Source organism: Paenibacillus chondroitinus NBRC 15376, assembly GCF_004000765.1.
GTDB classification, from domain to species: Bacteria; Bacillota; Bacilli; order Paenibacillales; family NBRC-103111; genus Paenibacillus_E; species Paenibacillus_E chondroitinus.
In genome coordinates this window covers 1-26768 of sequence record NZ_BILW01000066.1, presented here as the reverse complement: position 1 = coordinate 26768, position 26768 = coordinate 1, and the positions used below count along the sequence as shown (strand labels likewise).

The following is a 26768-nucleotide window of genomic DNA, read 5'->3' as shown; positions in this document are numbered from 1 at the left end:
ATTTTCGTTTTTCTCATCACTCAGCTGCAAAAAGTACATTAAAATCAACAGCCTCAAGAGCAGCGTAGCATCATTACCTGATCTTTTACAGTTAACTAGCCAAGTCCGCATATGATTTAAAGCTTTGAGGAACTACAGGTCGCTATTTCTCTGAAAAGGCTTGTTTTTCACAGGCTAGGGGGACTACGATCCTCTATATTGCCGATATCAGCTGAAAAACTCGGCAGGGAGGGCAAATAAGTGCCTGTAGTTCCGCTCAAAATGAACACTACTCGTTTTTCTCCAAATAGCGGACGCCAGTTCCCTTGAGCAGTGTAGAGTCTCATTTCCACAAGGCATGTGAAACTTCCAACGATCGAATAGATCATGCAACTCCATTAGTCTACCGCAATTGATGTGTACCCTACGACAGTGGCCACACGAGAGTACCTCAATAGTGTTTGTAGTCCTTCACTAGTGTTTATAGTCCTTCCTAGTGTTTGTAGTCCTTCACTAGTGTTTGTAGTCCTTCCTAGTGTTGTAGTCCTTTCCTAATGTTCGTAGTCCTCCCCATATCCGAACCGATCCAGGACCTAGCCTCCAGCTAGGTCCTTTTTTTATTTCCTTACAATTTCTTAACCTGGCGATTACACAGCATTGACCCTAAGAACTTGGCATCAAGTTAGAATCGATATATAGAACAAAATAAAAGCAAGAAAATACACGGAATTAACAACGATTTACACATTGTTTTTTCAAGGAGGATGATTCTATGAAAGTAGAATTGCATTGCCATACAAGACTATCAGATGGTTCTTTCACATTTGATGAAATAGTGGATCTGGCTATTCAAGAAGGTATCGGCCATTTGGCGATCACGAATCATGATACAACCCGTGATCTTCAGCAAATGGTCCATACCAGGCAGGAGAGAGGCGTGGAGATCATTCCTGGCATAGAAATCTCAGGTTATGATTTTGCAAGAAAGAGAAGGGTTCATATTCTTGGTTACTTTATTGAGCCAGGAAACGCTGCGATGGAGACGTTATGCAGCCCACTGCTGGAAAGACGTCACCAAGGCTGCCTTACAGCGATTGATAGACTGATCGAGGCAGGGTACTCAATTACTTTGGACGATGTGATGAAGCATGCGGAAGGCGGAACGGGCATCTACAAGCAGCATATTATGCATGCCTTGATAGAGCAGGGTTATACAACAACAATCTATGGCGATTTATATAAAAAGCTGTTTTCTCGCGGTCAAAACGGCGAACAGCCGGGTATTGCCTACATCCCGACAGAATATGTAGATGCTCGTGAAGCCGTTAGGGTTATTTTAGAGGCAGGCGGAGTACCTGTGTTGGCACATCCGGGGCAATATAGAAGCTTTGAATTGATTCCGGATCTGGTGGAAGCAGGTCTTCAAGGCATCGAGGTGTGGCATCCGCTGCACAATCAAGAAGATGAGCGAAGAGCTCATGAGTACGCAATGCAGTACAACCTGGTGATGACCGGTGGCTCTGATTTTCATGGATTTTATGGCGAAAAAGACGTGCAATTGGGAAGTAAATCCCCTGGCCTGCATGTAGTGAACGAGCTGCGTGAACGCAAACAAGCACTATCCAACAAGGAGATGATATGATATGAAGCCGATCCATCAAACAAATGCAAGCCTTCCATTATCGTCCGAGCCAAGGGTTCACGCCAGCAGTCATGTTTCGAACAGTTTTGCTGGGGAATGGACTTCCATCGGACCAACGAATCATATTATCGAGTCCCTAATCGGTGACTATACCTATACGATGGATGATGTGAGCATTAATTATACAGAGGTTGGCAAATATACGTCGATTGCCTCGCACGTTTGTATCAATCCCGTGGATCACCCCATGGATCGGGTGACGCAGCATCACATGACGTACCGGGGAGCTTCTTACGGACTCAGTGAGACGAATGACGAGGGGATTTTTAACTGGCGCAGAGGCAATCGTGTCACGATCGGACATGATGTTTGGATCGGACATGGAGCAACGGTTATGAAAGGTGTCCACATTGGTACAGGAGCTGTTGTCGGTTCAGGTGCTATTGTTACGAAGGATGTCGCTCCGTATACGGTCGTAGTAGGTGTGCCTGCGAGACCGATCAAGCAAAGATTTTCTCAGGAAATTATTGATGCGTTGTTTCAAATTGCTTGGTGGGATTGGCCCCGTGAACTCGTTCAGGAAAGGTTCCATGAATTGAACGATATCACGAGTTTCGTCAAGAAATACGCGTAATTGCAGAGGGAGGCGGCAAGCATGTTTGAAGAAACGGATATCATGGACCATCTCATCCAGATGATTCAATCGGGGAAGTATGAGCCTGACGATAAACTGCCATCTGAGAATGAACTCGCCGATTGGTTCAAGGTTCCACGTATCACGGCTCGTAAAGCCTATGAACGGCTTCAGGAGCTCGGCTACATTTACTCCAAACAGGGAAAAGGGAGTTTTGTGCAGGATAGAAACCTGCGAATCCCCCTGGTGCTTTCCGCCAATAAAAGCTTCAGCCAGAAAATGATTGAGCTCGGGTATCAATACGAGTCGAGAAATATTTTTTGCGAGTCGATCGAATTCAATCACAAAATATACGAGACGCTTGGCGTAGAGGAAACGGATCGTGTCTATAAGATTGGCCGTCTTCGCATCATCGACGGTAGACCGATTGCGCAGCATATTTCCTATGTTGCTGAATCTGTCTTCCCTGATATAGAAAGCTCGGGTAAGGATATTACTTCGATGTTTAACTATTACAAAGATCATGGCTACAAGAGCTTTCAATCTACAGAGTCAACTCTTCGGTTAACGCATCCTTCCAAATATGAAAGGGAGCTTCTGGCCTGTTCCAGCTTGATTCCATTGCTGGTTCTAGAATGCGAGTGCAAGGACAGCGAGTCTGGCCGAACTTTGGAATACAGTAAAACGATGTATCGTGGGGATTTGTTCACTTATGTTATATAGAAATTCTTTTACACAAACTTAACAGCCGCCAACCTGGCAACAAGATATTGTGAGTGATGTGAAGTTTGCATAAGGAAGAAGGAGGCTTAGACATGAATCGGAAGCAAAGAACGGAAGTGCTGATTAACGGTTCGCCCCAGCTCGCTGCTGCTTTGGCTAATGAGATTGAAAGCCGCTATCCGGTTGCTTTAATCGAAGAGCCGAATCATGGACTGGTTATGGTGAAAGTAAGGGAGACTGCACAAAAAAGCCTGTTTTACTTGGGCGAGGTGCTGGTAACGGAATGTAAGGTGCGCGTCGAAGGCACAGTGGGGATTGGGATATTGAAAGGTGACGAGCCGAAGAAAGCGTACGAACTGGCCATTATCGATGCGGCGTATGGAGCCGGCTTGAAGGAGACAGAGGCTTGGACAGCTCTACTACAATCGGAAGGCGATCAATTAGCGGCAAGACGACAATTACAGCATAAGAGTGTTTTGCGAACGAAGGTAGATTTTGAAACGATGGACACAGATTGAAAGGAGTTTAACCGATGATGCTGGATATGGTGCACGACATCCAAACCGCGTATAGAAAGTTAATTGACTCTATGTCAAAGCCGGGGACAATTTCAGACCTTTCGGAAGAAGCAGAAAAACTGGAACAATTACAAGGTTACCTGCCTGCAACGTATATAGCAGCGCGAATGCTGCTGGATACGGAAGTGACTTTCAAGGTGGTGTCTAAGCGGGAAAAGGAGATGGCTTTGGCGCTTAGTCAATCTACGTATGCCAAAGAAGTTGAGCTGGAGGAAGCGGATTTCATCTTCGTCCTTAGCGATGCGGAGCCATCGGAATTGCTTCGAGCGTTGCAAACGGCCAAAATCGGAGAGCTTCAGGACCCGCACAGCTCAGCGACGATCATTATCGAAACGGAAGGTTTATCCGGAGGGACGAAGCTGCTTTTGAGCGGTCCCGGAATTCGAACAACCGTTAAAGCGGAGATGCATGTAGCAGACGAGTGGATCGATATTCGTGCTGAACGAAATGCTGAGTTTCCACTTGGGCTGGATCTGATTTTTACAGATGCTTCCCACGGTATGCTGGCATTGCCTAGGACAACTCAGGTCACGAAGGAGGAAGTCTAAACGATGGGTTATGTAGCGGTAAAAGGTGGAACACGCGCAATTGAACAATCTTTGCAGCGAATCCAGTATGAACGATTGCGGCAGGGCAAGGTGCTGGATGTGCCTGCGATCGAAGCCGGAATGAGAGGGCTTGTTGATCAGGTCATGTCAGAAAGCAGCATGTACAGCGAACAACTTGCGGCCTTGGCGATTAAGCAGGCGGAAGGTAACCCGGAGGAGGCGGTTTTCCTGCTTCGTGCCTATCGTTCTACGCTGCCTCGGAAGCATTATTCCAGAACTGTGCACTCGGAGGAGATGCGGGTGGAAAGACGTATTTCCGCTTCGTTCAAGGATATTCCCGGCGGGCAAATTCTAGGTGCTTCCATGGATTACTCCCATAGGCTTTTGGACTTCGACCTGATCGATGAGACAGAAGAAACCGTGGCGCAATGGTTGGAAGAATATCGTAAAGCGGAAGTGATCACGGCTCAAGAGATGATCGATACAAACGATGGACGATTTCCCAAAGTGTTGGATTACCTGAGGAAAGAAGGGCTCATTGCTGAATGTCCAATGGATCCAACCGAACCGGATGATGTGACTCGGACAAGCCTTACGTTTCCGTCAACACGGAGCGAGAAGCTGCAAATTTTGACAAGAGGACAGACGGGAGCCGTTACTTCACTGGCCTATGCGGTCATTCGTGGTTATGGCATGGTCCACCCTACAGTTGGAGAACTGCGCGTCGGAGAGCTTCCCGTTTATATCGACAGTCCGCTCACGAAGTCCGGTGAAGAGGATGATGCCTATTTTATCGGTGATATCAAGGTAACTGAGGTAGAAATGCTCGTGCCAGCGACGGTCGAGAAGGAAAATGGCCGGAAAGAGCTGCAGCTCGAATTCGGATACGGTCTCTGTTACGGACAAAATGAAACGAAAGCCATTGCCATGAGCATTTTGGATAAAAGCCTCGAAAAAGGTGATAAGTCGATTCCTACGCAAAACGAGGAGTTTGTCCTTTTCCATATCGATTCGGTTGAATCAACAGGTTTCATTTCTCACTTGAAAATGCCGCACTATGTTACATTCCAAGCGAAGCTTAACGATGTTCGTAAGACGAGAAAAACCCCAGTGGGCAAAGGCCAGGAGGTGTAAGGCAGATGCGAATCCAATATAACTTTGCGTTTTTGGATGAAGGGTCCAAGAGAGAGATCCGCCGGGCTACGCTGAAAGCGATCGCGATTCCGGGTTATCAGGTCCCTTTCGCTTCCCGTGAACTGCCAATCGGACGTGGTTGGGGAACCGGGGGGTTACAGCTGACGTTGTCCTTAATCGGGAAAAGCGATGTGCTGAAAGTAATCGATCAAGGATCGGATGAATCGGTGAATGCCGTCAGCATCAAGAAGCTGATCGATAAAACAACGGGCGTTCCTACAGTAGATGCAACTCAGGATGCTACGTTAATCCAATCCCGGCACCGTATTCCAGAAGTCCCGCTGGATGCAGGGCAAATTCTCGTGCTGCAAGTTCCGATGCCGGAGCCGCTCCGGATGTATGAATCCAGTGAATTGGAAACCAAACGCCTGCACGGGGAAAAAGATTATAGCGGAGCTTGGTTGATGTTATTCGAGCAAATTATGAAATACGGCAGTGTATCCACAGGTGCGGATCATCCGGTGATGGTGCATGACCGCTATGTCATGGCGCCAAGCCCGATTCCTAAGTTCGACAATCCGAAGATGAACTACTCCGAAGCTTTAATTTTACTGGGTGCGGGACGCGAGAAAAAAATCTATGCCGTTCCACCGTATACGCAAGTGGTTTCCTTGGCGTTTGACGATGTTCCTTTCGAACCGGAGTCCTTCCCAGGTCAAAGCTGCCGGCAATGCGGAGCACAAGATGTATTTATGGATGAGCTCTATGATGCCGAAACAGATGAAACCTTTTATCAATGTAATGATACAAGTTATTGCTTATCACGAATGAATCCATAATCGCTTTAAAGAGGAAGAGGTGACATGAGGATGGGAGCAATTGCAACCCCTATGTTGAGTGTTAATCATTTAAATAAACAATTCGGTTCAGGCTGTGAAGCGTGCAGCAACCCGGTGATCAGGCAGTTGGAGAGAAATTACTGCCGGGCTTGCGGTACCGTCTATTCGTGCCAGGACATTACTTTCGATCTATACCCTGGTGAGGTTCTAGGAATTGTAGGCGAAAGCGGCAGCGGCAAATCGACATTGATGAGATGTCTTTACTTCGATCAGGAAGTGTCCGGAGGCGAGGCTTTCCTTCAGCCTTACAAAGATGGCGAGAGCAACCTTTTTCAGGAATCATCCCAACAGAAGAAACACATCCGCAATCATCTCATGGGCAAGGTGTACCAAAATCCGGTTATGGGCCTCCGGATGAACTTCTCCTCGATCGGTAATATTGCGGAAAAAATGATCGCAGCAGGAAATCGTTCGGTCAGCGCCATGGAGTCCCGGGGAAGCGAGCTGCTGGAGCAGGTTCATATTCCGGTTTACCGGATGAAGGAAGCACCGAAAAATTTCTCCGGCGGTATGCAGCAGCGTGTTCAAATTGCCAAAGCGTTGTCGAATAATCCACCGATTTTATTATTGGACGAAGTGACAACGGGACTTGATTTATCCGTACAGGCCAATGTGCTGGATTTAATCAAGCACCTGCAGAGAGAGCTGAAAATCAGCATGCTGCTAGTGTCGCATGATCTTGGCGTGATCCGAATGCTGGCAGATCGGACGATGGTGATGCTGGACGGCCGTATCGTTGAGCAGGGCCTGACGGACCAAATCCTGGAAGATCCACAACATGCGTATACACAACAGTTGGTTCATTCTCTGTTATAACGAATCCCCTGAGTGGAGGTCTTTATGATGTATCTACTAACGAACGGCATCATTATTACGGAAGAAGCGCTTTTGGAGGGTTATGATCTATTGGTCCAAGACGGGCGGATCGCCAGAATTGCCCCCAAAGGTGAAATTGCGGAAGTGAGTGGCATAGAAGTCATCGATGCAGGCGGAGGTTACGTGACTCCGGGAATGATTGACATTCACTCCGATTACATTGAGCATATGACGGCACCTAGGCCAACTTCACTTATCGATTTTAAAATTGGTTTGCGCGAAACAGAGAAAGAACTTATTTCACATGGCATTACGACGATGTACCACTCTTTGTCCATTTTCAAATCCGTTGATTACAAGTACCGTCCGATTCGGGAGCCTGAAAATGTACGGAAGCTCATCGATTTAATCGATAGCACGCATAACAGCAAGCACTTGATTCGCCATCGCTTCCATGCCAGATTCGAGATCGATAATTTGGATCAGATCGATAACTTGAAGAGTTACATTGAGGAAGAGAAGGTCCACTTGGTCTCTTTCATGGATCACACGCCTGGACAAGGCCAATACAGGGATCTCGAAGTGTACAAAAAGACGGTTCTTGGCTACGATACCATGTCCGATGAGAACATCGCCGTGTTGATTGCCAATCACCAAACCAAAGAGAAAATGACGGTAGACGCGATTCGGGATATCGCCGAAATGGCCAGAGCACACAACATCGCCATTGCCTCGCACGATGATGATTCGGTAGAGAAATTGGATTTGGTGATGAGATTTGGCACCGCCATCAGCGAATTCCCAATCACGCTCGACATCGCCCGCAAAGCGAAAGAGAAAGGTTTGCATACCGTAGCCGGAGCTCCCAATGTCATTCTTGGCGGCTCGCATAGTGGCAACTTATCTGCAGCTGAAGCTATTGAAGATGGCTGCATCGATATTCTATGCAGTGACTATTACCCGGCAGCAATGCTTCACGCTGTGTTCCAACTGGCAGGATCGAACAGGCAGAACCTGGTCGAAATGTTCAAACTCGTGACCCTTCATCCGGCGCAGGCCGTTAACATTGATGCGGAATATGGATCCGTCCGGGAAGGAAAGAAGGCAGACCTGCTGATCATTGAGCGATTGGAGCCGGATGATTTTCCAGTTGTGACTACCGTCTTGGTAGATGGAAAGCTGATTCAGAAAACGAACTACAGGATCTAACAGGAGGTGATGGCATGGAAAGTTTGCTGTCGATAGAACGGTTGTCCAAATCTTTTACCCTGCATAATTTAAACAAACAAATTTCTGCGATTGAAGATGTGAGCTTGTTTCTGAAAGAAGGCGAATTCGTAGGGATTACCGGAAAAAGCGGAAGTGGGAAATCCACCGTTCTGAAATGCATTTACCGTACCTATCTGCCACATGCGGGACATATTTGGTACAACTCGGAGAGGTTCGGCCGCATTGACCTGGCTGCCGCTCCGGAAAGGACAATCATCGAGCTGCGCAAACACGAAATTGGCTATGTGTCGCAATTTCTTAGCGTCATGCCGCGTACGACAGCTCGGGAGCTGGTCCACAATGCCATCGTGGAGATGGGCGATGACGCCCAGTATGCGGAGGCGGAGACGATCAAGATGCTGGAGCATTTCGAGCTTGACCGCAGCCTGTGGGACAGCTATCCCGCCACTTTTTCCGGAGGCGAGAAGCTGCGGTTAAATATTGCGAGAGCGATGGTTAAGCGCCCGAGATTGCTTCTGCTCGATGAGCCGACGGCAAGCCTTGATCACGGTTCCAAACTGAAAGTGAAACAATTGATCGAGCAGTTAATGAAGCAAGGCACTACGATGCTTGGTATTTTTCATGACCTGGAATTCATGGACAATCTGTGTGACCGGGAGTATCAGATCAGGGATGGCCGATTTTACACAGCAGAGAAGAAGGACAAGTTTACAATCTCTTAAATTAGACAGAATATTCTGAAAACAATTCCGCGGTAACCTAGGATAAAATGGGAATAATAGGAGGATTTTTTCAAATGAAAAAAATATTAACACTCATCATTTCTTTATCTTTAGTTGCCGTGGCAGCAGGTTGCGGTACAAAAGCAGATGGGGATTCCAAGGGTGCAGCAGCGCCGGTCAAAACAAAAGACACCATCACAATTGCTTGGTATCCGAACGAATCCGGTGCCGAGTTGAAAGATGCACGTGAAGAACTAGGAAAAGCAATCGCAGCAGCAACGGGGAAAAAAGTCGAGCATAAGACAACAACGGATTACATTATCGCGATTGAAGCTATTGCTAGCGGTGGTGCAGATTTAGCGTATATGGGGCCACAAGGTTACGTTGAAGCTAATGCAAAAAATAACAAGGTTCAGCCTCTGGTTGTTCCGAGCGGTGAGTCAGGCACATTGGAAGACGCTGTTTACTATAGCTGGTTAGGCGTACGTAAAGGTGATGAGGCTGCCTATAAAAACGGCAACGGATTTGCCATCGATAAAATCGCCGGCAAAAAGTTCTCCTTCGTATCGAACTCTTCTACATCCGGATTTAAAGTGCCGTCTGCCGGAATCGTTAACTATTTCAGCAAACAAGACCAGTATAAGAAGTTAACGGTTGATGATCTGCTTCAAGGTGGCAAAGACAAGTTCTTCAGCGAAGTTCTTTTCGGAGGCACTCATCAAGGAGCGGCAGTCAATTTGTTAACAGGTAAAGCTGACGTAGCTGCTTTCTGTGATACTTGCGTGGCTAACTATGTAGAAGTGAGCTCAGGAACGGCCAACATGCCAGGAGCGGTATACAAAGTGAAACAAGGAGCAGCGGAACCGTTTAACACACAAGTGGGGAAAGAGTTTAGTCTCATTTCCGTTACGCCGGTATTGAACTCCCCTCTTGCTATTAACACAAGTACGGTCAGTGCGGATGATGTGAAAAAATTGAAGGATGCTTTAACATCCGATGCTGTAACGAAAAACCCGAAAATCTTCTTGCCTAAAGACTCCAAAGATGCCGGCGTATTCAAACAAAAATCAGGCAAAGAGAAATTCCTGCCTGTAGATGATGCCTTTTTCGGTCCGGTTAGAATGCTGTCCAACAACTAATGTTATCACGAATCAACTAATGGATTAAGGGAGCAACCATGACAACGTTACTGGAATTCAAGATGGTCTCTAAACAGTACGGTGCGGATACAAGAGCGTTATCAGATGTTAATTTCACTGTGAGGGAGGGAGAGTTCCTTTCAATTATCGGACCTTCCGGAGCAGGGAAATCAACGCTCCTTCGCTGTATTAATCGGATGATCGACGCAAGCAGCGGAGAAATCATTTTTGATGGCGCGAACATTATGAATTTCAAGAAGCACGAATTGAAACGGCTGAGAACGCGAATGGGTATGGTGTTCCAGCATTACAATTTGGTGAACAGGCTGACCGTAGTCGAGAACGTCCTGCATGGACGTCTTGGCTACAAGTCAACGTTAGAGGGAGTTCTGGGACTTTATTCCAAGGAAGAGAAAAAGCAGGCTTTTGACATTCTGAGTATTCTCGGGTTGGAAGATCAGGTGTACAAGCGTTGTGACCAGTTAAGCGGTGGGCAAAAGCAAAGAGTTGGCATTGCCCGCGCGCTCGTGCAGAATCCGAAGATGCTGCTGTGCGACGAGCCGATTGCTTCCTTGGACCCGAATGCCTCCAAAGTTATTATGGATTACTTGCGTACGATCTCTACCAATATGGGCATCACGGTCATTGTTAACCTGCATCAGGTGGATGCAGCGCTTAAGTATTCGGATCGAATCCTTGGTGTGAACAAAGGAGCTATCGTCTACGATGGTTCTCCGAAACAGATCAAACGTGATCAGCTTTCCCTGATTTACGGCGCAGAGCTCGAAGAGCATGCGGAAGAGCTGGAGCTGGAGGGCAAATATGCGGGATAACTTTTTTGCCAAAAAGCGCATGAACACGCTGCTCTTCTGTGCTTTCCTGTTGGTCATCACGTTAATCGCTATCATAGTTACAGACTATAACGTCATCAAAGGTTTTACTTCTATACCGAAAGCAGCCGAATGGGCGGCCACCAATTTTTATCCCAATGAAAAAGCGATGAAGCGGCTTCCCGCTATCATTAGCAGTTTGTCTGAGACCATTCTTGTGTCTATAGCGTCAACCGCCGTTGCAGCCGTATTTGCCTTATTGTTCGCCATTGCGGGTTCCCATACGACAGGCGTCGGCGGAGTTTTCAGCTTTGTAAGCCGTTCAATCGCAACGCTATTTCGCAACATTGATGTGGCTGCTTGGTCCATGATTTTGTTAATTTCTTTCGGGCAAAATGTACTTACCGGATATTTCGCACTCTTTTTCGGCTCATTCGGATTTCTAACAAGAGCATTCATGGAATCCATCGATGAAGTAAGCAACAGCTCTGTCGAAGCCTTAAGGTCGACGGGGGCAGGTTATTTTCCCATCATTTTTCAATCCGTCATTCCTGCCAGTATTCCGCAATTGCTCAGCTGGGTTCTATTCATGGTGGAAACCAACATTCGTCAGGCCACATTAATCGGCATCTTGACGGGGACCGGCATAGGTTTTCTTTTCAGCCTATATTACAAAGGCCTTAATTACAGCTCTGCCTCCCTGGTCGTTATCGTTATCGTCCTTGCGATTTTTGCCATTGAATCGGTTTCTACGTATGTTAGGAGGGTGATTTTGTAAAATGGACCTTCAAGAATCTTTGAAAGCCGTCTCTAACAAAGACACCAGCTGGAGTCACACTAAGAGTGTGAGTCCCAAGAAACCTTTTAACAAACAGTCTTTTGTGATCCGGCTGACATTACTTGCTCTGGCTCTATTGACGGTTTTTGCATTTGTTACTTTTGACTATAAGGATATTAACCTGGTAGAAGCCGCCTCTTTAACGGCTCAAACGGTTAAAACCATGTTTTTTCAACCGCTTTTTCAACATATTACCTTCTTTGAGGCCATTAAACAGTTGACGATTACACTGGGGCTTGCATTCCTGACGACGTTGTTCGGCTCGATCATCGCCCTGTTCCTCGGCTTGTTGGCAGCTCGCAATTTATCCAATCCTAAATTATCTATCGTCATTAAAGCTGGAGTCGCTTTTATTCGAGCGGTTCCAACCGTTCTATGGGTTTTAATTTTTGCTGTTGCCGCTGGACTTGGAAGCGTTGCGGCTGTTATCGGCATGACTTTCCACTCTATCAGCTATCTCGTCAAAGCGTATTCGGAATCGTTCGAGGAACTGAACAAAGGGGTTATTGAAGCCTTGAAAGCGAGCGGCGCCAATTGGTGGCAAATCGTGTTTCAGGCTGTGCTGCCATCGTCCGTGTCCTATTTGATCTCATGGACATTTATGCGATTTGAGATTAACTTCGCTGTCGCTCTGGCAATGGGAGCAGCTGCTGGAGCAGGGGGCATCGGATTCGATATGTTCATGGCCAGTTCCTTTTATTACGATGTGAGGGAAATCGGAGCGATCACGTATCTTATCCTTGCATTCGCTATCTTGCTTGAATTGCTCGCAGCAAAAATCAAGAAGAAGTTAAGGGTTCATGGGTGAACATATAATCGTAAAGCGCATTCACTATATGGGGTGAATGCGCTTTTTGTTTGAGCGGCAGCATGATAGTAGCGTGTTTCCTCACTTTAGTTCACAAACCATCTTATAACTCCCGGCTTCCGCACGGAAACCGAGCAGATCACGGTTTATTCGCAGCATGGGGGCGTTCATGGAATCGTTGTGTGTTCTTAAATAGGGAACACCGCATGCCGTCGCCTTTTGTATGCCGAGCAGCTTCAAAGCAAGTGCGATGCGGCGGCCCCTGTATTCCGGCAGCACACCTGTAAACTCGTGATACATCGCCCGTGTTTGTTCGTTCTGCTGGAGGGTGACAACGCCAATGTAACGATCGCCGTCCTTGGCGATATGAATCCACTCCGGGCGTACACCGGATTGCGTGATAGTCCATTTTTTCCACTCTTCGAACCATGGAAAACTGCCGGAGTAGCCGGGTATATCCGGATGAGTGATTTTATACAGCTCATACAGCTTGTTCTCGCTAGCATCCCCTGGCTCATCCGCTAACGTAATGAAGCGAATCCCCGTCTGCTCCGCTTGGTTTATCGCTTCGTGCAGCGAACCGCCATCGAACGATGCCAAGTCCAGCACGGATTCAAACGTGTGGCGCTCCTTGACGTAACCTCGGCGTTCCGCAAAAGCAAGTGATCTCTCGTCCGTTTCCCTCATGTAGTCAATTAATCGCGACGCTCTAACCTCGGAAGCCCATTGATGAAGCGTATCGAATAAGGCCGCACCAATCCCAACCCCACGATGTTTCGGATGAACGACAAGCGTATGACTTAAGGCACCGGGCTCCGTCCAAGGCGCTCGCCAGGCCATCGCGTAACCGACCACTTGCCCGTGTTCGTCTGCCGCGACCCATTTGGGACGATCCCATCCCATCAGTTCGCCGTCCTCATTGTAATGCAGCTTGCCTGGGGGAATGCTTTCCTCGTCTCGCTGCAGCCGTTCAGCAGTTGTCGGCTCTGACCAGATCAAATTCAGCAAGGGTGCGACAGCCGCATAATCGTCCGGTTGCCGCATCGGGTATATCGTATATTTTGACACGTAAGATGACCTCCATCTCAATTAAGTTAACTGATAAAGCCATTATCCCATCCATGAAGAGGAAGTTCTTGGTAAAGTCTGGATATAAATAAAGATTCGGCTGCAAGCCCGTTTTTCCTATTTCATTTGACAATTTATCAAAAAAGGTGTAGAAATGAATTAATTGAAAGTTCTGAGTAAATTCATTGACGAGATCGAGTAAGCTAATCCCTTGTTCCCCAGAGAGTTGGCCCTGTGCTGAAAGCCAACGTTCAAGACTTAGCCCAAAATCCTCTCCGAGAAGGAAAGCTGAAGCTACTTAAGTAAGCTGACCCGGGATCCTGCCGTTACATGGGGCGCGTATGATGGTACGTTGGCGGAGGTGCCGAGGATCGAGTTATGGATCAATCGGAACAAGGGTGGTATAGCGAGATATAATCTCGTCCCTTATGGGACGGGATTTTTTTGTTTTTATTTTAAAATTGGAGAGGATGATCTGTATGAGAAAAGTAGATGTAAAAGAAAAAGCAAGGGCCCGCGAGCTGCGCATCCTGAATCAATGGCAACAAAACGAAACATTCCGCGCATCGATCGATCATCGGAGTGATAAACCCAACTTCGTCTTCTATGAAGGCCCGCCTACAGCCAACGGAAAGCCGCATATCGGCCACGTGCTCGGGCGTGTCATTAAGGATTTTATCGGCCGGTACAAAACAATGTCGGGTTACCGTGTCGTGCGAAAAGCCGGTTGGGATACACATGGCCTTCCTGTTGAGCTCGGCGTGGAGAAACAGTTGGGCATCTCGGGGAAACAAGAAATCGAGAAGTATGGGATAGCTGAATTTGTTGAGAAGTGCAAAGTCAGCGTCTTCGAATATGAGAAGCAGTGGCGGGAACTGACAGAAGCAATCGCCTACTGGACAGACATGGATCATCCCTATGTGACTTTAACAAATGATTACATCGAGAGCGTTTGGCACATTTTATCCGAAATTCATAAAAAAGAACTCCTCTACAAGGGACACCGGGTCAGCCCCTATTGTCCGGACTGCCAGACGACGCTTAGCTCGCACGAGGTGGCTCAAGGTTATGAGGATGTCAAAGATTTGAGCGCGACAGTCGAGTTTCGCAGCACGAAAGGGCCGGAAATATTCCTTGCCTGGACGACGACTCCGTGGACACTTCCAGCGAACGTTGCACTGGCAGTAAACAAGGACATCGACTATGTGAAAGCCAAACAAAACGGCAAAATCTACGTCATTGCCAAAAATCTTGCCGAAAAAGTATTGAAAGAGAACTATGAGATTCTATCTACGCACAAAGGGGAGGAATTCGTAGGAACCTCCTATGAGCCGCCTTTTGGCTATATCACGGTGAACCGAGGGCATATCGTTGTCGATGCGGATTACGTCAGTGACTCAAGCGGTACCGGTATCGTTCATATTGCGCCTGCACACGGGGAAGACGACTACCGCACATGCCGCCAGCATAACCTGGATTTCGTAAATGTGGTGAATCTTGCCGGACGGTATACGGATGAGGTCGTCGACTTCGCCGGACGTTTTGTGAAAGATTGCGATGTGGATATTGTTAAAAGCTTGTCGGAACGCGGTCTATTGTTTGCCAAGGAACGGTATGAGCACAGCTATCCTTTCTGCTGGCGCTGCAAAACTCCGCTTCTCTACTATGCGATGGAAAGCTGGTTTATCAAAACAACGGCTGTGAAGGACCAACTCCTTGCGAACAATAGCCAAGTCAACTGGTACCCGTCGCATATCCGCGAAGGCCGTTTCGGGAAGTTCCTTGAGGAGCTTGTCGATTGGAATATCAGCCGAAACCGGTATTGGGGCACTCCGCTGAACCTCTGGCTTTGTCAGGATTGCGGGGCAGAGTATGCGCCAGGCAGCAGGAAAGACCTGTACGAAAAATCCATCACGCCTATCGATGATAGTCTGGAGCTTCATAAGCCCTATGTAGATGCTGTAAAATTGCGCTGCTCCTGCGGCGGAGTCATGGAAAGGACGCCGGAAGTGATCGATGTGTGGTTCGACAGCGGTTCGATGCCATTCGCCCAGTATCATCATCCGTTCGGTGACGAGAAACAGTTCGCGGATCAGTATCCGGCCGATATGATCTGCGAGGGGATTGACCAAACGCGCGGCTGGTTTTTCAGCTTGATGGCCGTATCTACTTTGTATAATGGAAAGCTGCCTTACAAAGGGGTGATTTCAACCGGACATGTGTTGGATGAGAACGGTCAGAAGATGTCCAAGAGTAAAGGGAATGTGATTGACCCTTGGGAAATTATTGAAGAATTTGGCGCAGATGCCTTCCGCTGGGCTCTGCTTGCAGACAGCGCACCGTGGAACAGCAAGCGGTTCTCGAAGCAAATTGTAACAGATGCGAAGTCTAAAGTCGTAGATACGATCCATAATACACACCATTTTTATTCGTTGTATGCTTTGATTGATCAATATAATGCCGAAGACTACCCGCAGCAAGTTACCAAGAATGAGTTAGATCGGTGGATACTCTCCAGATTGAACACGACCCTTCAGAACGTTGTGAAGGGGCTGGAGGATTACGATTTTATGAACCCGGCCAAGCATATGGAAGCCTTTGTGGATGAGCTGAGCAATTGGTACATTCGCCGCTCTCGCGACCGTTTCTGGGGCAGTGAAATGACTGAAGACAAAGTAGCCGCCTACCAAACGCTGCGCGAAGTTTTAGTCACCTTAGCACAAATGGTTGCCCCTTATATCCCGCTCATCGCGGAGGATATTTACGGTAACCTTGGCGGCGAAGGAAGCGTTCATTTGGCCGATTACCCGAAAGTGAACGAAGCCGCAATCGATACGACTCTTGAAAACGATATGGCCACGGCTCGGCAAATCGTTGAGCTGGCGCACAAAACACGCAACGAGGTCGGCATCAAAATACGCCAACCTTTGTCGGAGCTCATCGTTTCGCTGGACCGTGAATTTAATCTGAGCCGGTTCGAAGACATCATCCGAGATGAAATTAACGTGAAACAGATTCGTTTGGAGACGAGTGAAAGCACATTCGTCGATTATTATTTGAAATTGAATTTGAAAGCAGCCGGCAAGAAATACGGGAAATTCGTCGGTCCTCTGCAAAATGCTTTGAAACAGCTTTCTGCGTCTGAAGCTAAACAGGCCGTCGACAGCGGTTATGTGGACGTCAACTTGGAAGGCGACACGATTCATCTTACGCTGGATGAGCTGCTTGTGGAAAAACAAGGCAAAGCAGGCTTTGCCTCTGCGACGGGCTACCAAATCAACGTTGCGTTGAATACGAACCTGACGGAGGAGCTGGAACAGGAAGGTCTTGTTCGTGAGGTGATCCGCGGCATTCAGGATTATCGCAAGAAACTGGATTTGCCGATTGACAAACGCGTCATTCTGACGCTGGATGTTGATGCGCCTCTCCAAGCTGCGATTGCGCATTTTGATCATGTTTTGCGCGAGAACGTACTTGTCTCGGAGATCAGATATGCGCAGGCTGCGAATATGGAGGATATTTCGTTCGGTGGTTATCAATGTTTGCTGCTCATTGAGTAATTGGCGTTACGGGGGCTGCTACTTAGGTAGCGGCTCTTTTTCTTCTGTGGGGAGGGAGCGGGCGCTTGGAATTTGGCCTGTAGGGGAACTGTGAGGCTCTATTCGAGCGGAATTCGGTGCTTTTGGTGGACGAGCGGAACTACAGGGTCTTATCTGCTCCCAAAAGGCTATATTTGAGGAGAAGCTGGCTAAATAAAGGATCGTAGTTCCCTCGCTGTAGGCATGATGCCGATTTGCTGCGAAAAAGAGGATCGTAGTTCCTCTAAGTAATACGAAAAAGACCAGTCTAACACCTACGTGTTTGGACTGGTCTTTTGTCGTTCAGGAGGCTCCCAACCTTTACGGCTGCGATCCTCCCTCTTTTATGTAAATTATTTTGCGACTAATTTCAAAAACTCACGCATGAAGCCGGGCAAATCAGGCCAAGCATGACCTGAGACTAACTTCCCATCCACATGCAGCGTGTCTGCCGCATATTTAGCTCCAAGCTGCTCGACATCCAAACGGCACGCCGTATAGGCTGTCATCGTACGGCCTTCAAAGTAATGGTTATCTTTTAACGCGGAGAAAACTTGCGCAGCATGGCAAATAGCGCCAAGCGGCTTGTCAGCTTCAAGAAAATGGCGAAGAATGCGCGGAACGTGCTCATTGGACCGAATGTACTCCGGTGCTCTGCCCCCAGGAATGATAAGCCCATCATACTGGCTTGGATCTACATCAGCAAAAGCGATGTGTGACGGCAGCAAATGCCCCGGCTTCTCTGTGTAGGTCTCCCAGCCATCGATAAAATCATGGACGACGGTGTGAAGCACTTTTTTCGTCGGTGAAGCAATTACAGCCTCATATCCTTCTTCCAGCACACGGAAATAAGGATAATATACCTCTAAAACCTCTGCAGCATCACCGGTAAGAATTAAGATTTTCTTGGACATCGTATCACCCCTTGGAAATGAATGGTAACCCACTCCCAATTATGAGGAAACCTTGTAACGTTGTAAACGGGTGGAATTTGACACGAATTGTCGAATGTATTTTATAATAAAAGAAAGTACCCAACATAGTCACCAAATCAAGGGGATGGACGCTTCATGTTTCTGAAGAAAAGCCAGTTCACGAGAAATGGCAAGCCCTATACATATTATAAAATTGTCAGCACCTACAAAGATGAGGCCGGCCGTAACCGGCACAAAGTGGTCAAGCATTTGGGCAAGCTTTCTGACGAAGAAGCCGAGAATGTCCGGCGAGTCCTGAAGGAGCAGGGGAAGCTCCAGGTTGAAAAGACGGAAGCTCTCGAAAGCGAGGCTGTGAGAATAGCCTCCGTACCGCAGGAGACTCCGCTTTTCGTCGTGTTGGACGCGCAGCTTTTGACCTACGAGCCTTATGCTCAAAAGGAATGGAACGTAACGGACGTTGATATGCTCTTGATTGTTCGGGAGGGGACAGGCGAACTATTCATGAACGGCAGGAAAGTGGCGCTGCATTATGGCTTGGTCATCTATGCGCCCATCGGCAGCGGTATGCATGTGGTAAATACGAGCAGCCGTGATCTTCATCTCGATCGGATTGCTTTTGAGGTGCTGAAGAAAGCCGAATGGCCTGCGGCGCGAGGCGCGTACCGGCAAGGTAAGATGCCGGCGATTTTCCAAGAGCCGATTCAACTGCAAACCCCTTATCGCGTGTTAAAACTGACCAAAGAGCTCGATGCCGTACAGCTGAGCGGAGAACCGCAGGAGATGTTTCGGAGGCAGCTGCTGTTTTATTCGATCATGGATACGATTTGCCGGAATATGGGGGAAGAGCGGCCCAAAGAAACGGGGAACGTTATTGAGCATGCCGTAGCGCTCATTCATCAACATTACCGCAACGATTTGACGCGTGACCAGTTAGCGGAGCAGCTAGGCGTGAGCCCGGAGCATTTCTCGAGATTGTTCAAAAAGGAGAAGGGGATGAGCTTCATCGACTACCTGCTCCATCTGCGCATTGAGAAATCGCGTGAGCTGCTTTTGCTTTCCAAATCGAACGTACATGAGGTAGCCCAGGAGGTGGGCTTTCAGAGTCAGTATTATTTTAGCCGAAAATTCAAGCAGCTGGTTGGGGTATCGCCGAGCGCCTATGTGCATCAACCCAAGAAATATGTCTCGCTGAACTCTTGCCTGACTTCGAGTCTGCTGAAGCTTGGCGTAGTTCCGCGTATTGGTGTTCTGGATACGTGGATGCCGGCTCATTATCAAAGCCTGCTTAGTCAAGCCGAATTTAAGTTGATTGATGGCTTGGACGAGCATAGCACACAGGCTTTGGGCGAGCTGCAGCCCGACCTGATTTTCTGCAATATTCATAAGCAGGATGTGAGAAAAGTACGCAAGCTGGGCCCAGTCGCTGTTGTGGATTTAGAGAAAATGGACTGGCGTGAGCAGCTGCGTTATATCGCCGATGTGGTCGGCAAGCAGCAGGAGGCGGAGGCGTGGCTGCATGCTTTTGACAGTGAAATTGCTGAAGCCGGACGGAAGCTGGCACAATGGTTGAACCCGCAGGACACATTTGTCATTATGAAAGTAGTTTCGGGTAAAATCTATGTCTATGGCGACTTGCGAAGCATGGGCGGTCCGATGATTTACCAAGGTTTGCAGCTGCGCCCTCCCCGCATCGTGCAGGAGCAGATCATCAATCAGCGGATATTAAACCGTCTGGTTCCTCTTGAGAAGTTAAGCGAGTACGATGCTGATCATGTTTTTCTAATCAACTACGAGTCTAATTGGCTGGAAGCTGCTGAATCGTTTAAAAGGCATCCCAACTGGAAAAAATTCACCGCTGTGAGGAAAAATCAGGTGTACGAGGTCGACCGGGGGATCTTCTACGGTTTTGATCCTTTATCGCTGGAGCTCCAAATACAGGAAATTGTTGAGCGTCTCTCATCACAATCGTAGGCAATTCTCGTCATGAATGTGTATGGACGGCCTCCCGGACTGATTGTTATGATCTAACTGAGAATAATTTTCATTATCAAAGGGAGAGGTCGATCCTATTATGTTAGCAATGAAACCATGGTTATCCGCAGGGGTGACTGCGATGTTGTTTATTTTGAGTGCATGCGGCAGTACGGCGGCGCCAACAGCAGCGCCAACAGCATCAACGGGGGCAGCGGCATCCGCGTCTCCGGCAGCGGTGACTCCAGCTTCTGCAGCTCCGGCAGCAGCGAAAACACTCGTCGCCAAAACGACGAAAGGAGATGTCACGATCCCGGCAGAGCCCAAACGTGTCGTTGCTGCGTACTACCACGGCACATTGGCGGCGTTAGGCATGAATCCGATCGGCGCAAGTAAGGAGTGGTGGATGGGGAGTCCATTTTTGAAGGAGCAGGAGGCTAAAATGGAGGATATCGGTTCGCCTGCGTCCGTAGAGAAGGTTGCTTCCATGAACCCGGATCTCATCGTGATCAACGGTTTCGCCGAAGAAAATTACGATAAGCTGTCCAAAATCGCTCCAACTGTCTTTATTCCATATAATGCTTACAAAAATGTGAGAGAAGAAGTGAAGCTGCTTGGCGATACCTTCGGAAGACAGAAGGAAGCGGAACAATGGCTCGCCAAGTATGAGCAGAAGGCCAAAGAAAGCCGTGAGAAAATCAAAGGTGCGGTGAAAGAAGGCGAAACTGCCGTTATCATCAACGTTCGGGAGAAAAAGATTTCCTTCCTTGGCGATAACTATGGCCGTGGCGGAGAAGTCATCTATAACATGCTGAAGCTGAAAGCGCCGGATTTTGTTCAGAAAGAAGCGATTGATAGCGGCAAGCAGCTTGTTGAATTTTCCATGGAGATGCTGTCTCAGTATGCGAATGTCGATCACATTTTTATCTGCATGAACGAAGGTACGACAGAGGCACAGGTGAAGGAGATTCTTGAGAGCCCGATCTGGAAGACACTTCCTGCCGTAAAAAATAACAAAGTCCATATGCTGGACTACAAAACATTCCTGCACTACGATCCAATCTCGATCCTGGGACAAGCGGATTTGATTACGGATATGCTGGTGAAGAGTGCAAAATAAAGAGCTTTGGCAGCGACAAGCTGCGGCCGCCCTACCTTAATTGGATGGGCTGTTTTTTGTTTTACATATAAAGGTTAGCTAGGGGGCGATGGAGAATTTGAAAGATGAAATGTTAGACATTTGGCACATGCGTGACAGGAGGAGAAAACATGGATCAGCAAGCGGTAGGGCGAAATAAGGCGCACGAGGAACGAGTAGAGCAAGCGAATGCATTTTTGAAGCAAAAGGTGGATGGGCTTGAGGAAGACAGTTACAGGCTCAGCTATCATTTGATGCCTCCTGCAGGCTGGATGAATGATCCGAATGGCCTTATCTTTTATAAAGATGAGTACCATGCGTTTTATCAGCATTATCCGTATGAAGCCAAATGGGGACCCATGCACTGGGGACACGCCAAAAGTAAAGATTTAGTGAACTGGGAACATCTCCCGGTTGCGTTAGCGCCTTCGGAAGTTTACGACACAGGAGAAAATAGCGGCCATGGCTGCTGGTCAGGCAGTGCTGTGGACGATAACGGTCATCTCACGTTAATTTATACAGGGCATGTTGACGGGCGAACACCCGTGGAGGTGCAGTGTCTCGCGATTAGTACGGATGGATTGATCTTCCGAAAAGAGGCTGGCAACCCGGTCATTGCGGGAGCTCCGGAGGAAGGCGGTCTCGGGTTCCGGGACCCGAAGGTGTGGCGGCATGCAGGGGCATGGTACATGGTGGTCGGATATGGGAAAGACGGCTTGGGTAAAGTGCAATTGTATACGTCTGAGAATTTACGGGAGTGGCGTCATCTCGGAGTAGCTGCGGAGAGCGATGGAACGATGGGGGATATGTGGGAATGTCCGGATCTCTTCCCGTTAGGGAGCGGGGACGATCATGTGCTGATCATTTCCCCGATGAATATGGGAACGACGAAGACGATGTACTTAACCGGCAAATTGAACTATGAGACGGGTCAATTCAGCTACGGCTATAAGGAGCGGCTGGATTACGGGTTTGATTTCTACGCCCCGCAGACGTTCATGGACGGGCAAGGCCGGCGCATCCTGCAAGGCTGGATGAACATTTGGGGTGCCAAAATGCCCGAGCAGGAGCGGGGCTGGATGGGTGCCTTTACCTTGCCGCGCGAGTTGAAGCTTAACGCGGATGGTACGCTGCGGATGGAACCCGTGGCGGAATTGCAGGCTTTGCGCGGAGCTCATCAACGCGTGAATGGTCTGACTATAGGCGCAGATACGGAGTTGGCGCTGCCAGGGGTTCATGGCGATACGCTTGAGTTAATCGCCGTTTTTGATGTGGCGAAAGCCGGCGGCGCAGCGGAATTCGGCTTGCTGCTTCGCTGTTCCGAGGACGGTACCGAGTATACGAAGGTGGTTTATTCAACCGCTGAGCGTAAGCTCAGCGTGGATCGCACGCACTCCGGCGTTGGCGAAACGGGCGTGAGCGAAGCTCCTTTAGCGCCGATGGCGGACGGCCGCGTGAGGCTGCATCTGTTCCTCGACCGCTCGTCGGTCGAGCTCTTCGCCAATGACGGAGTGAAAACCGTCACGAACCGTATTTACCCTGCGGCGGCTAGCCTGGGTATCAAGCTGTTTGCCGAGAAGGGCGAAGCTCATCTCGAGAGCTTGGACGCATGGGTGTTAGGTTAGGTTTGGTTAGGTTTGAGCTCCTCTCTTTTTGGCATATGGGGCAGGGTTGGCGGTACTACAGGGCTTTATTTGCCCTGAAAGTGGAGATTGGATCACTGAGAGGTAACTGCAGGGCGCTACTTGATGATTTACAGCTGAAAATCGAGCAGAGTGGTCTAAATAAGACCCTGTAGTTCTCTTGGAACGCGGATTACACGGATTATACGCAAATAGCGGACTCAAGCTCCTTTAACACAAAAAACCAGCAAACCCGAGGCAAGGGCTGCTGGTTTTGTGCATTCTAATCTCGTATACGCATCGCCTGATAAGCATTCCGGGTAACGCACTGTGTAAGCCAATTCAGATCCAAACCTTGTTGAGCCGCATAAGGGAGGAAATCGGTCAGCAGGTGGTGATAAGGCCGGAGATTGCCGCCTTTCTCCTCGCCGACCGTGTACCAGCCTGTGTCTTGAGAAAGCAGAATTTGCTCGCTGCTTATGCCTTGCTGCCGGAGCTGTTGCAGCAATTCCACATGCTTGTCATAAGTACCTGGCAAAATGGAATCAATCGAAATCCACATGCCCTCATCCGCCAACCGTTGATGGACGGTCAGATCCTTGCCGGTTTGGGCATGCACCCAGATGAAACGTTCCAGGTCGAAGCCTGCCTCTCTCATGATTTCTCCAGCATGCAGGGCGGTATCCCCGCCGATGGTATGACATTGAATCGGCAATCCGGTTTCAAAGGAGGTGCGGATTGCGGCCCGCAAAATTTTTTGCTGCGTCTCATTGATCGACGTTCCGTCGTTTAAAGCGATTTTGATATAGCCAGGGTATACACCGCTATCTCCAATGCCGTTTTGCGCCTCGCGAATCCATAGATCGGATAGCTCGCGCTCTGTGGCTTGATAAACGAAAGGCGGCAAATAAGGGGCTTTATAAAAGCCAGTGTTCGTCACGAGATGCAGACCGGACTTAGCAGACAAGTCTTTTAAAACGTACGGGTCACGCCCCAAATATTCCGGCGCACAATCTATGAATGTCGAGCAGCCAGCCTCCTTCAACTGCAGCAGGAGCGGCAAGATGGAGGCCACAACCTCATCGCAGTCGTAATCGTTCGGAGTTAACTTGCCATCTTCGACAAATCCAACGAGAACATGCTCGTGGACGAGAATGGTACCAGCTTCTTTTTCGTGGATAAGCCCTTTTACGGTTTGCAGCATAACATCGATGTCCCCCTTGATCCTCGATTTTACTCTACTTTAGTCTATCGTGGACCGGTTGGAGTAGGCAACACCCTGTTATTCTTTTACAATAGAATCATTAGGAAAACTGTGAAGAACGGAGAATTCGCATGTCCGCCGAATCGATTTTAAATCAAGAGCTGCAGCCGTACATTCGCTATGCGGACCTGTTGCATTTTCATCAATGGAAAACGCCGCCCAGAATTATCACCGACTACATGCTGCTTTATGTACAGGAAGGGTCCTTTCGCCTTCAGGCCGAAGGGGGTCTCTATGAGGTGAATCAGGGGCAGTTCGTCTTCGTACAGCCGGGCATTGTGCATCAGATGGAATCCGATGCGCCACTGACCCTGATGTCATTGCACATGGAGCTGTTCCCCTCCTTAGTCGATGCTCGTCCGGAAATGATTGTGCCGATCGATCACGGCTTTAATCCGGAGACAGTTCCGCTGCAGCCTAGTCTGAAAAAATTTGCGGATATCTCCATCCCTTATCTATTGAAGCTTTCGAGGCACGAATGGATGTTGGACACTCTGCAGCAAGCAATTGCGCATTGGAGCCGCAAAAACGCCCTCGACCTTCTTCAAGCCCAAGTCCATGCCACAGAGATAGTTCTGGAATTGTTAAAAGAATACACAACCCGCGATACGTCCGAGCATAGCCGCTCTACCTCGCTTAGTTGGGTGCCGGCCTATATGCAGTACCGGTTGTCGGAACCGCTGACCGTGGAGGAAATGGCACATAAGGCGCTCATGTCCCGCTCTTATTTCTCCTTGCATTTTCGCTCGCAATTCGGAGTGGCCCCTCATCAATTTCTGCTCAAGCTGCGTCTTGATTACGCGACGGATCTGCTCCGCGGCACGGATCTGCCGCTTCAGGATATTGCGGACAGCTGCGGATTTTCGAGCGTTCACCATTTTTCCAAGATGTATAAGCTTCGCTTCGGATACCCGCCAAGTCACATTAGACGCCATCCATAAAAAGACGTTTTGATACATTTACTATGCATTTTGACAAAGCCAGACGGTTCAGCGCTCCCTATAATGAAGTCATAGTGCCGCGGCAGGTTGCGGATTTTGGCATGGCAGAATGCAAGAAGCTTTTTGAAGCATGGGCCAAATAGAAGGGAGCGAAGGCGAAGATGAGTGACAAACGGACGTATGATTTTCAAAGACAGATAGAGACTTATGAACGCGCTGATATTGTCGTTATCGGAGGAGGACCTGCGGGAACAGCGGCAGCTATTTCGGCGGCAAGAAGAGGCAAGAAAGTCATTTTGCTCGAAAAATCAGGGCAGCTTGGCGGTATGGGCACTTTGGGAAATGTGAGTATTTTTATGCCGATTGGGAACGTGACAGGCATTTACCGTGAGATGATCGCCGATGTGCTGGCCGAATATTTGCCGGAGCATCATGATACTTCCATTGCCCCGCAATATTCACCTTTTGAACTTAGGCATTATTTAAATGAGAAAATGAAAAAGGAAGGCGTAGAGGTCATCTACCATACCGAATTCGTTGGGGCGGTCAAGGACGGAACTCGCTTGGAAGCTGTAATTGCGTCTACGCGTGAAGGGCTGAAAGCTTTTGAGGCTAAGCAATTCATCGACTGCACCGGAGATGCCAGAGTCGCTTTGGATGCCGGGGTGCCTCATACGTCGGGAAGAGATGGGGATGGGCTGACTCAGCCGATGACGCTGATGTTTATGATGCAGAACACGGGCAAGACCGTAACCCCAATCCTGCCGGAAGGCTGCTATTATTATGAAAAGGTATCCGATCTGCCGCAGGGGCGCCATCTTTATTGGGAACGCAACAAGGACGGTCAGCTCTTGGTGAACATGACGCGGGTCAAAGGCAACGGCGCGAACATCAAGGACATCAACTACGCGGAAACGGAGGCGCTGAGACAGGTATTTTCCATCGTGCATTACTTGCAGCGGAATGGTTTTGAGACCTATGCGCTTTCCCACGTGGCCAATCAGGTTGGCGTGCGGGAAACGAACCAGATTCAGGGGTTGTACACACTGACGGAGCAGGATGTGGTGGAGGGTCGCCGCTTCCAAGACGTGGTCGCCCAGACGAATTACGAGATCGACATCCACAGTCCCGATGGCAAAAAGACCACCGACGAGCGCAAAGTCAGCGGCTACGACATTCCGTATCGCTGCATGGTGCCCGGGGAGGTGGACAATCTGCTCGTCGCCGGCCGTTCCATATCCGCTACGCATGTAGCGATGTCGTCCATGCGTGTGCAGCCTACTTGCTACGCGTTGGGGCAGGCCGCGGGAATTGCAGCTTCCATTGCTTTGGATGATACATGCGTGATTCGCGATGTATCCATCGATGCGCTGCATGAGGGACTGCGTGAGATGAACGTTGTATTTCATAAGCTTGCATCGTATTCGTAGAAGATCATTAAAACCCAGACGGAGTAAACTCTGTCTGGGTTTATTGCTTGCTAGTGTACTTATACTGCACTTATACTGCACCTTTCCATCACGCTAGCCGCCATACAACCAACTTCGTCGTACAGCCGATTTCCATCGTACAGCGAACTTCCATGTATAGCCGACTTTCACCATACAGCCAGCTTCCAACCTGCGGGAACTCCGCCATGGCTTCACTTAAAGGAACTATAGTGCTCTATTTTGAGAAAATCGAGCGATTTCCTCATCAAGCGGAACTACAGGGTCTTATTCGCCTCCCATG

Annotated in this window: 23 protein-coding genes and 1 other annotated feature; of the genes, 20 read left to right on the top strand and 3 right to left on the bottom strand. The window is 48.7% G+C overall.

Features of this window, described 5'->3' with window-relative positions:
• Positions 1 to 751 precede the first annotated feature (751 nt).
• The 14 genes from PCH02S_RS33605 to PCH02S_RS33540 all read left to right on the top strand — a co-directional run bounded on the left by PCH02S_RS33605 (position 752) and on the right by PCH02S_RS33540 (position 12520).
• Complete coding sequence (locus PCH02S_RS33605; protein ID WP_127458458.1) at positions 752 to 1621, top strand: PHP domain-containing protein; 870 nt, start codon at positions 752 to 754, stop codon at positions 1619 to 1621.
• 1 nt (position 1622) lies between these two features.
• Positions 1623 to 2255 carry a DapH/DapD/GlmU-related protein gene (locus PCH02S_RS33600; protein WP_127458457.1) on the top strand — a complete coding sequence of 211 codons (633 nt, stop codon included), beginning with the start codon at positions 1623 to 1625 and terminating at the stop codon, positions 2253 to 2255.
• Positions 2256 to 2276: 21 nt separating this feature from the next.
• The gene (locus PCH02S_RS33595) at positions 2277 to 2978 is read left to right on the top strand and encodes a GntR family transcriptional regulator (protein WP_127458456.1); all 702 of its coding nucleotides are present in this window, start codon (positions 2277 to 2279) and stop codon (positions 2976 to 2978) included.
• 92 nt (positions 2979 to 3070) lie between these two features.
• Positions 3071 to 3496: a phosphonate C-P lyase system protein PhnG gene (gene phnG / locus PCH02S_RS33590; protein WP_127458455.1), complete on the top strand. Its 426-nt coding sequence runs from the start codon at positions 3071 to 3073 to the stop codon at positions 3494 to 3496.
• A 14-nt stretch (positions 3497 to 3510) separates the two neighbouring features.
• Positions 3511 to 4104: a phosphonate C-P lyase system protein PhnH gene (phnH, locus tag PCH02S_RS33585; protein ID WP_127458454.1), complete on the top strand. Its 594-nt coding sequence runs from the start codon at positions 3511 to 3513 to the stop codon at positions 4102 to 4104.
• Positions 4105 to 4107: 3 nt separating this feature from the next.
• Complete coding sequence (locus tag PCH02S_RS33580; protein ID WP_127458453.1) at positions 4108 to 5238, top strand: carbon-phosphorus lyase complex subunit PhnI; 1131 nt, start codon at positions 4108 to 4110, stop codon at positions 5236 to 5238.
• Positions 5239 to 5243: 5 nt separating this feature from the next.
• Positions 5244 to 6077, top strand: coding sequence for an alpha-D-ribose 1-methylphosphonate 5-phosphate C-P-lyase PhnJ (locus PCH02S_RS33575; RefSeq protein WP_127458452.1), 834 nt, complete (start codon positions 5244 to 5246; stop codon positions 6075 to 6077).
• Positions 6078 to 6107: 30 nt separating this feature from the next.
• Positions 6108 to 6953: an ATP-binding cassette domain-containing protein gene (locus tag PCH02S_RS33570; protein WP_127458460.1), complete on the top strand. Its 846-nt coding sequence runs from the start codon at positions 6108 to 6110 to the stop codon at positions 6951 to 6953.
• Positions 6954 to 6980: 27 nt separating this feature from the next.
• The gene (phnM, locus tag PCH02S_RS33565) at positions 6981 to 8162 is read left to right on the top strand and encodes a phosphonate metabolism protein PhnM (RefSeq protein ID WP_127458459.1); all 1182 of its coding nucleotides are present in this window, start codon (positions 6981 to 6983) and stop codon (positions 8160 to 8162) included.
• Positions 8163 to 8176: 14 nt separating this feature from the next.
• Positions 8177 to 8905: a phosphonate C-P lyase system protein PhnL gene (locus tag PCH02S_RS33560; protein ID WP_127458451.1), complete on the top strand. Its 729-nt coding sequence runs from the start codon at positions 8177 to 8179 to the stop codon at positions 8903 to 8905.
• A gap of 74 nt (positions 8906 to 8979) precedes the next feature.
• Positions 8980 to 10044, top strand: a complete 1065-nt coding sequence (locus PCH02S_RS33555; RefSeq protein WP_127458450.1) for a phosphate/phosphite/phosphonate ABC transporter substrate-binding protein — start codon at positions 8980 to 8982, stop codon at positions 10042 to 10044.
• 38 nt (positions 10045 to 10082) lie between these two features.
• Complete coding sequence (phnC, locus tag PCH02S_RS33550; protein WP_127458449.1) at positions 10083 to 10877, top strand: phosphonate ABC transporter ATP-binding protein; 795 nt, start codon at positions 10083 to 10085, stop codon at positions 10875 to 10877.
• On the top strand, positions 10867 to 11652 hold the full coding sequence (locus PCH02S_RS33545; RefSeq protein ID WP_127458448.1) for a PhnE/PtxC family ABC transporter permease: 786 nt from the start codon (positions 10867 to 10869) through the stop codon (positions 11650 to 11652). The genes phnC and PCH02S_RS33545 overlap by 11 nt, the downstream gene beginning before the upstream one ends.
• Before the next feature lies 1 nt (position 11653).
• On the top strand, positions 11654 to 12520 hold the full coding sequence (locus PCH02S_RS33540; RefSeq protein WP_127458447.1) for a PhnE/PtxC family ABC transporter permease: 867 nt from the start codon (positions 11654 to 11656) through the stop codon (positions 12518 to 12520).
• An 81-nt stretch (positions 12521 to 12601) separates the two neighbouring features.
• Here PCH02S_RS33540 and PCH02S_RS33535 read toward each other — a convergent pair whose 3' ends face one another.
• Positions 12602 to 13588: a GNAT family N-acetyltransferase gene (locus PCH02S_RS33535; RefSeq protein ID WP_127458446.1), complete on the bottom strand. Its 987-nt coding sequence runs from the start codon at positions 13586 to 13588 to the stop codon at positions 12602 to 12604.
• A gap of 176 nt (positions 13589 to 13764) precedes the next feature.
• Positions 13765 to 14018 (top strand) — a binding site (T-box leader).
• Between the two features lie 49 nt (positions 14019 to 14067).
• Here PCH02S_RS33535 and ileS point away from each other — a divergent pair.
• Complete coding sequence (ileS, locus tag PCH02S_RS33530; RefSeq protein ID WP_127458445.1) at positions 14068 to 17148, top strand: isoleucine--tRNA ligase; 3081 nt, start codon at positions 14068 to 14070, stop codon at positions 17146 to 17148.
• Between the two features lie 371 nt (positions 17149 to 17519).
• Here the strand turns inward: ileS and PCH02S_RS33525 are convergent, their stop codons facing one another.
• Complete coding sequence (locus PCH02S_RS33525; RefSeq protein ID WP_127458444.1) at positions 17520 to 18080, bottom strand: DJ-1/PfpI family protein; 561 nt, start codon at positions 18078 to 18080, stop codon at positions 17520 to 17522.
• 156 nt (positions 18081 to 18236) lie between these two features.
• Between PCH02S_RS33525 and PCH02S_RS33520 the strand changes: the two genes are divergently transcribed.
• The 3 genes from PCH02S_RS33520 to PCH02S_RS33510 all read left to right on the top strand — a co-directional run bounded on the left by PCH02S_RS33520 (position 18237) and on the right by PCH02S_RS33510 (position 22835).
• Entirely contained in the window at positions 18237 to 20072 is a 1836-nt protein-coding gene (locus PCH02S_RS33520; RefSeq protein ID WP_127458443.1) for a helix-turn-helix domain-containing protein, read from the top strand.
• A gap of 100 nt (positions 20073 to 20172) precedes the next feature.
• Positions 20173 to 21192: an ABC transporter substrate-binding protein gene (locus tag PCH02S_RS33515; RefSeq protein ID WP_127458442.1), complete on the top strand. Its 1020-nt coding sequence runs from the start codon at positions 20173 to 20175 to the stop codon at positions 21190 to 21192.
• Between the two features lie 149 nt (positions 21193 to 21341).
• A complete protein-coding gene (locus PCH02S_RS33510; RefSeq protein ID WP_127458441.1) occupies positions 21342 to 22835 on the top strand; it encodes a glycoside hydrolase family 32 protein in 1494 nt (497 codons plus the stop codon).
• Between the two features lie 280 nt (positions 22836 to 23115).
• On the opposite strand, the gene PCH02S_RS33505 is transcribed toward PCH02S_RS33510, so the two are convergent.
• Positions 23116 to 24036 (bottom strand): phosphotriesterase family protein, encoded by a 921-nt coding sequence (locus PCH02S_RS33505; protein ID WP_127458440.1) that lies wholly within the window; start codon positions 24034 to 24036, stop codon positions 23116 to 23118.
• Positions 24037 to 24167: 131 nt separating this feature from the next.
• On the opposite strand from PCH02S_RS33505, the gene PCH02S_RS33500 reads away from it, so the two are divergent.
• Positions 24168 to 25037 carry an AraC family transcriptional regulator gene (locus PCH02S_RS33500; RefSeq protein WP_127458439.1) on the top strand — a complete coding sequence of 290 codons (870 nt, stop codon included), beginning with the start codon at positions 24168 to 24170 and terminating at the stop codon, positions 25035 to 25037.
• Between the two features lie 161 nt (positions 25038 to 25198).
• Positions 25199 to 26467, top strand: a complete 1269-nt coding sequence (locus PCH02S_RS33495; RefSeq protein WP_127458438.1) for an FAD-dependent oxidoreductase — start codon at positions 25199 to 25201, stop codon at positions 26465 to 26467.
• Positions 26468 to 26768: the final 301 nt, after the last annotated feature.

Excerpts from the sequence above, each read along its gene's own strand:
- PCH02S_RS33505 (WP_127458440.1), bottom strand. The coding sequence starts at position 24,036 with ATGCTGCAAACCGTAAAAGGGCTTATCCACGAAAAAGAAGCTGGTACC.
- phnM (WP_127458459.1), top strand. The coding sequence starts at position 6,981 with ATGTATCTACTAACGAACGGCATCATTATTACGGAAGAAGCGCTTTTG.
- phnG (WP_127458455.1), top strand. The coding sequence starts at position 3,071 with ATGAATCGGAAGCAAAGAACGGAAGTGCTGATTAACGGTTCGCCCCAG.
- ileS (WP_127458445.1), top strand. The coding sequence starts at position 14,068 with ATGAGAAAAGTAGATGTAAAAGAAAAAGCAAGGGCCCGCGAGCTGCGC.
- PCH02S_RS33495 (WP_127458438.1), top strand. The coding sequence starts at position 25,199 with ATGAGTGACAAACGGACGTATGATTTTCAAAGACAGATAGAGACTTAT.
- PCH02S_RS33520 (WP_127458443.1), top strand. The coding sequence starts at position 18,237 with ATGTTTCTGAAGAAAAGCCAGTTCACGAGAAATGGCAAGCCCTATACA.
- PCH02S_RS33515 (WP_127458442.1), top strand. The coding sequence starts at position 20,173 with ATGTTAGCAATGAAACCATGGTTATCCGCAGGGGTGACTGCGATGTTG.
- PCH02S_RS33580 (WP_127458453.1), top strand. The coding sequence starts at position 4,108 with ATGGGTTATGTAGCGGTAAAAGGTGGAACACGCGCAATTGAACAATCT.
- PCH02S_RS33605 (WP_127458458.1), top strand. The coding sequence starts at position 752 with ATGAAAGTAGAATTGCATTGCCATACAAGACTATCAGATGGTTCTTTC.
- PCH02S_RS33545 (WP_127458448.1), top strand. The coding sequence starts at position 10,867 with ATGCGGGATAACTTTTTTGCCAAAAAGCGCATGAACACGCTGCTCTTC.
- PCH02S_RS33570 (WP_127458460.1), top strand. The coding sequence starts at position 6,108 with ATGGGAGCAATTGCAACCCCTATGTTGAGTGTTAATCATTTAAATAAA.
- PCH02S_RS33595 (WP_127458456.1), top strand. The coding sequence starts at position 2,277 with ATGTTTGAAGAAACGGATATCATGGACCATCTCATCCAGATGATTCAA.
- PCH02S_RS33555 (WP_127458450.1), top strand. The coding sequence starts at position 8,980 with ATGAAAAAAATATTAACACTCATCATTTCTTTATCTTTAGTTGCCGTG.
- phnC (WP_127458449.1), top strand. The coding sequence starts at position 10,083 with ATGACAACGTTACTGGAATTCAAGATGGTCTCTAAACAGTACGGTGCG.
- PCH02S_RS33600 (WP_127458457.1), top strand. The coding sequence starts at position 1,623 with ATGAAGCCGATCCATCAAACAAATGCAAGCCTTCCATTATCGTCCGAG.
- PCH02S_RS33525 (WP_127458444.1), bottom strand. The coding sequence starts at position 18,080 with ATGTCCAAGAAAATCTTAATTCTTACCGGTGATGCTGCAGAGGTTTTA.
- phnH (WP_127458454.1), top strand. The coding sequence starts at position 3,511 with ATGATGCTGGATATGGTGCACGACATCCAAACCGCGTATAGAAAGTTA.
- PCH02S_RS33500 (WP_127458439.1), top strand. The coding sequence starts at position 24,168 with ATGTCCGCCGAATCGATTTTAAATCAAGAGCTGCAGCCGTACATTCGC.
- PCH02S_RS33510 (WP_127458441.1), top strand. The coding sequence starts at position 21,342 with ATGGATCAGCAAGCGGTAGGGCGAAATAAGGCGCACGAGGAACGAGTA.
- PCH02S_RS33540 (WP_127458447.1), top strand. The coding sequence starts at position 11,654 with ATGGACCTTCAAGAATCTTTGAAAGCCGTCTCTAACAAAGACACCAGC.
- PCH02S_RS33575 (WP_127458452.1), top strand. The coding sequence starts at position 5,244 with ATGCGAATCCAATATAACTTTGCGTTTTTGGATGAAGGGTCCAAGAGA.
- PCH02S_RS33560 (WP_127458451.1), top strand. The coding sequence starts at position 8,177 with ATGGAAAGTTTGCTGTCGATAGAACGGTTGTCCAAATCTTTTACCCTG.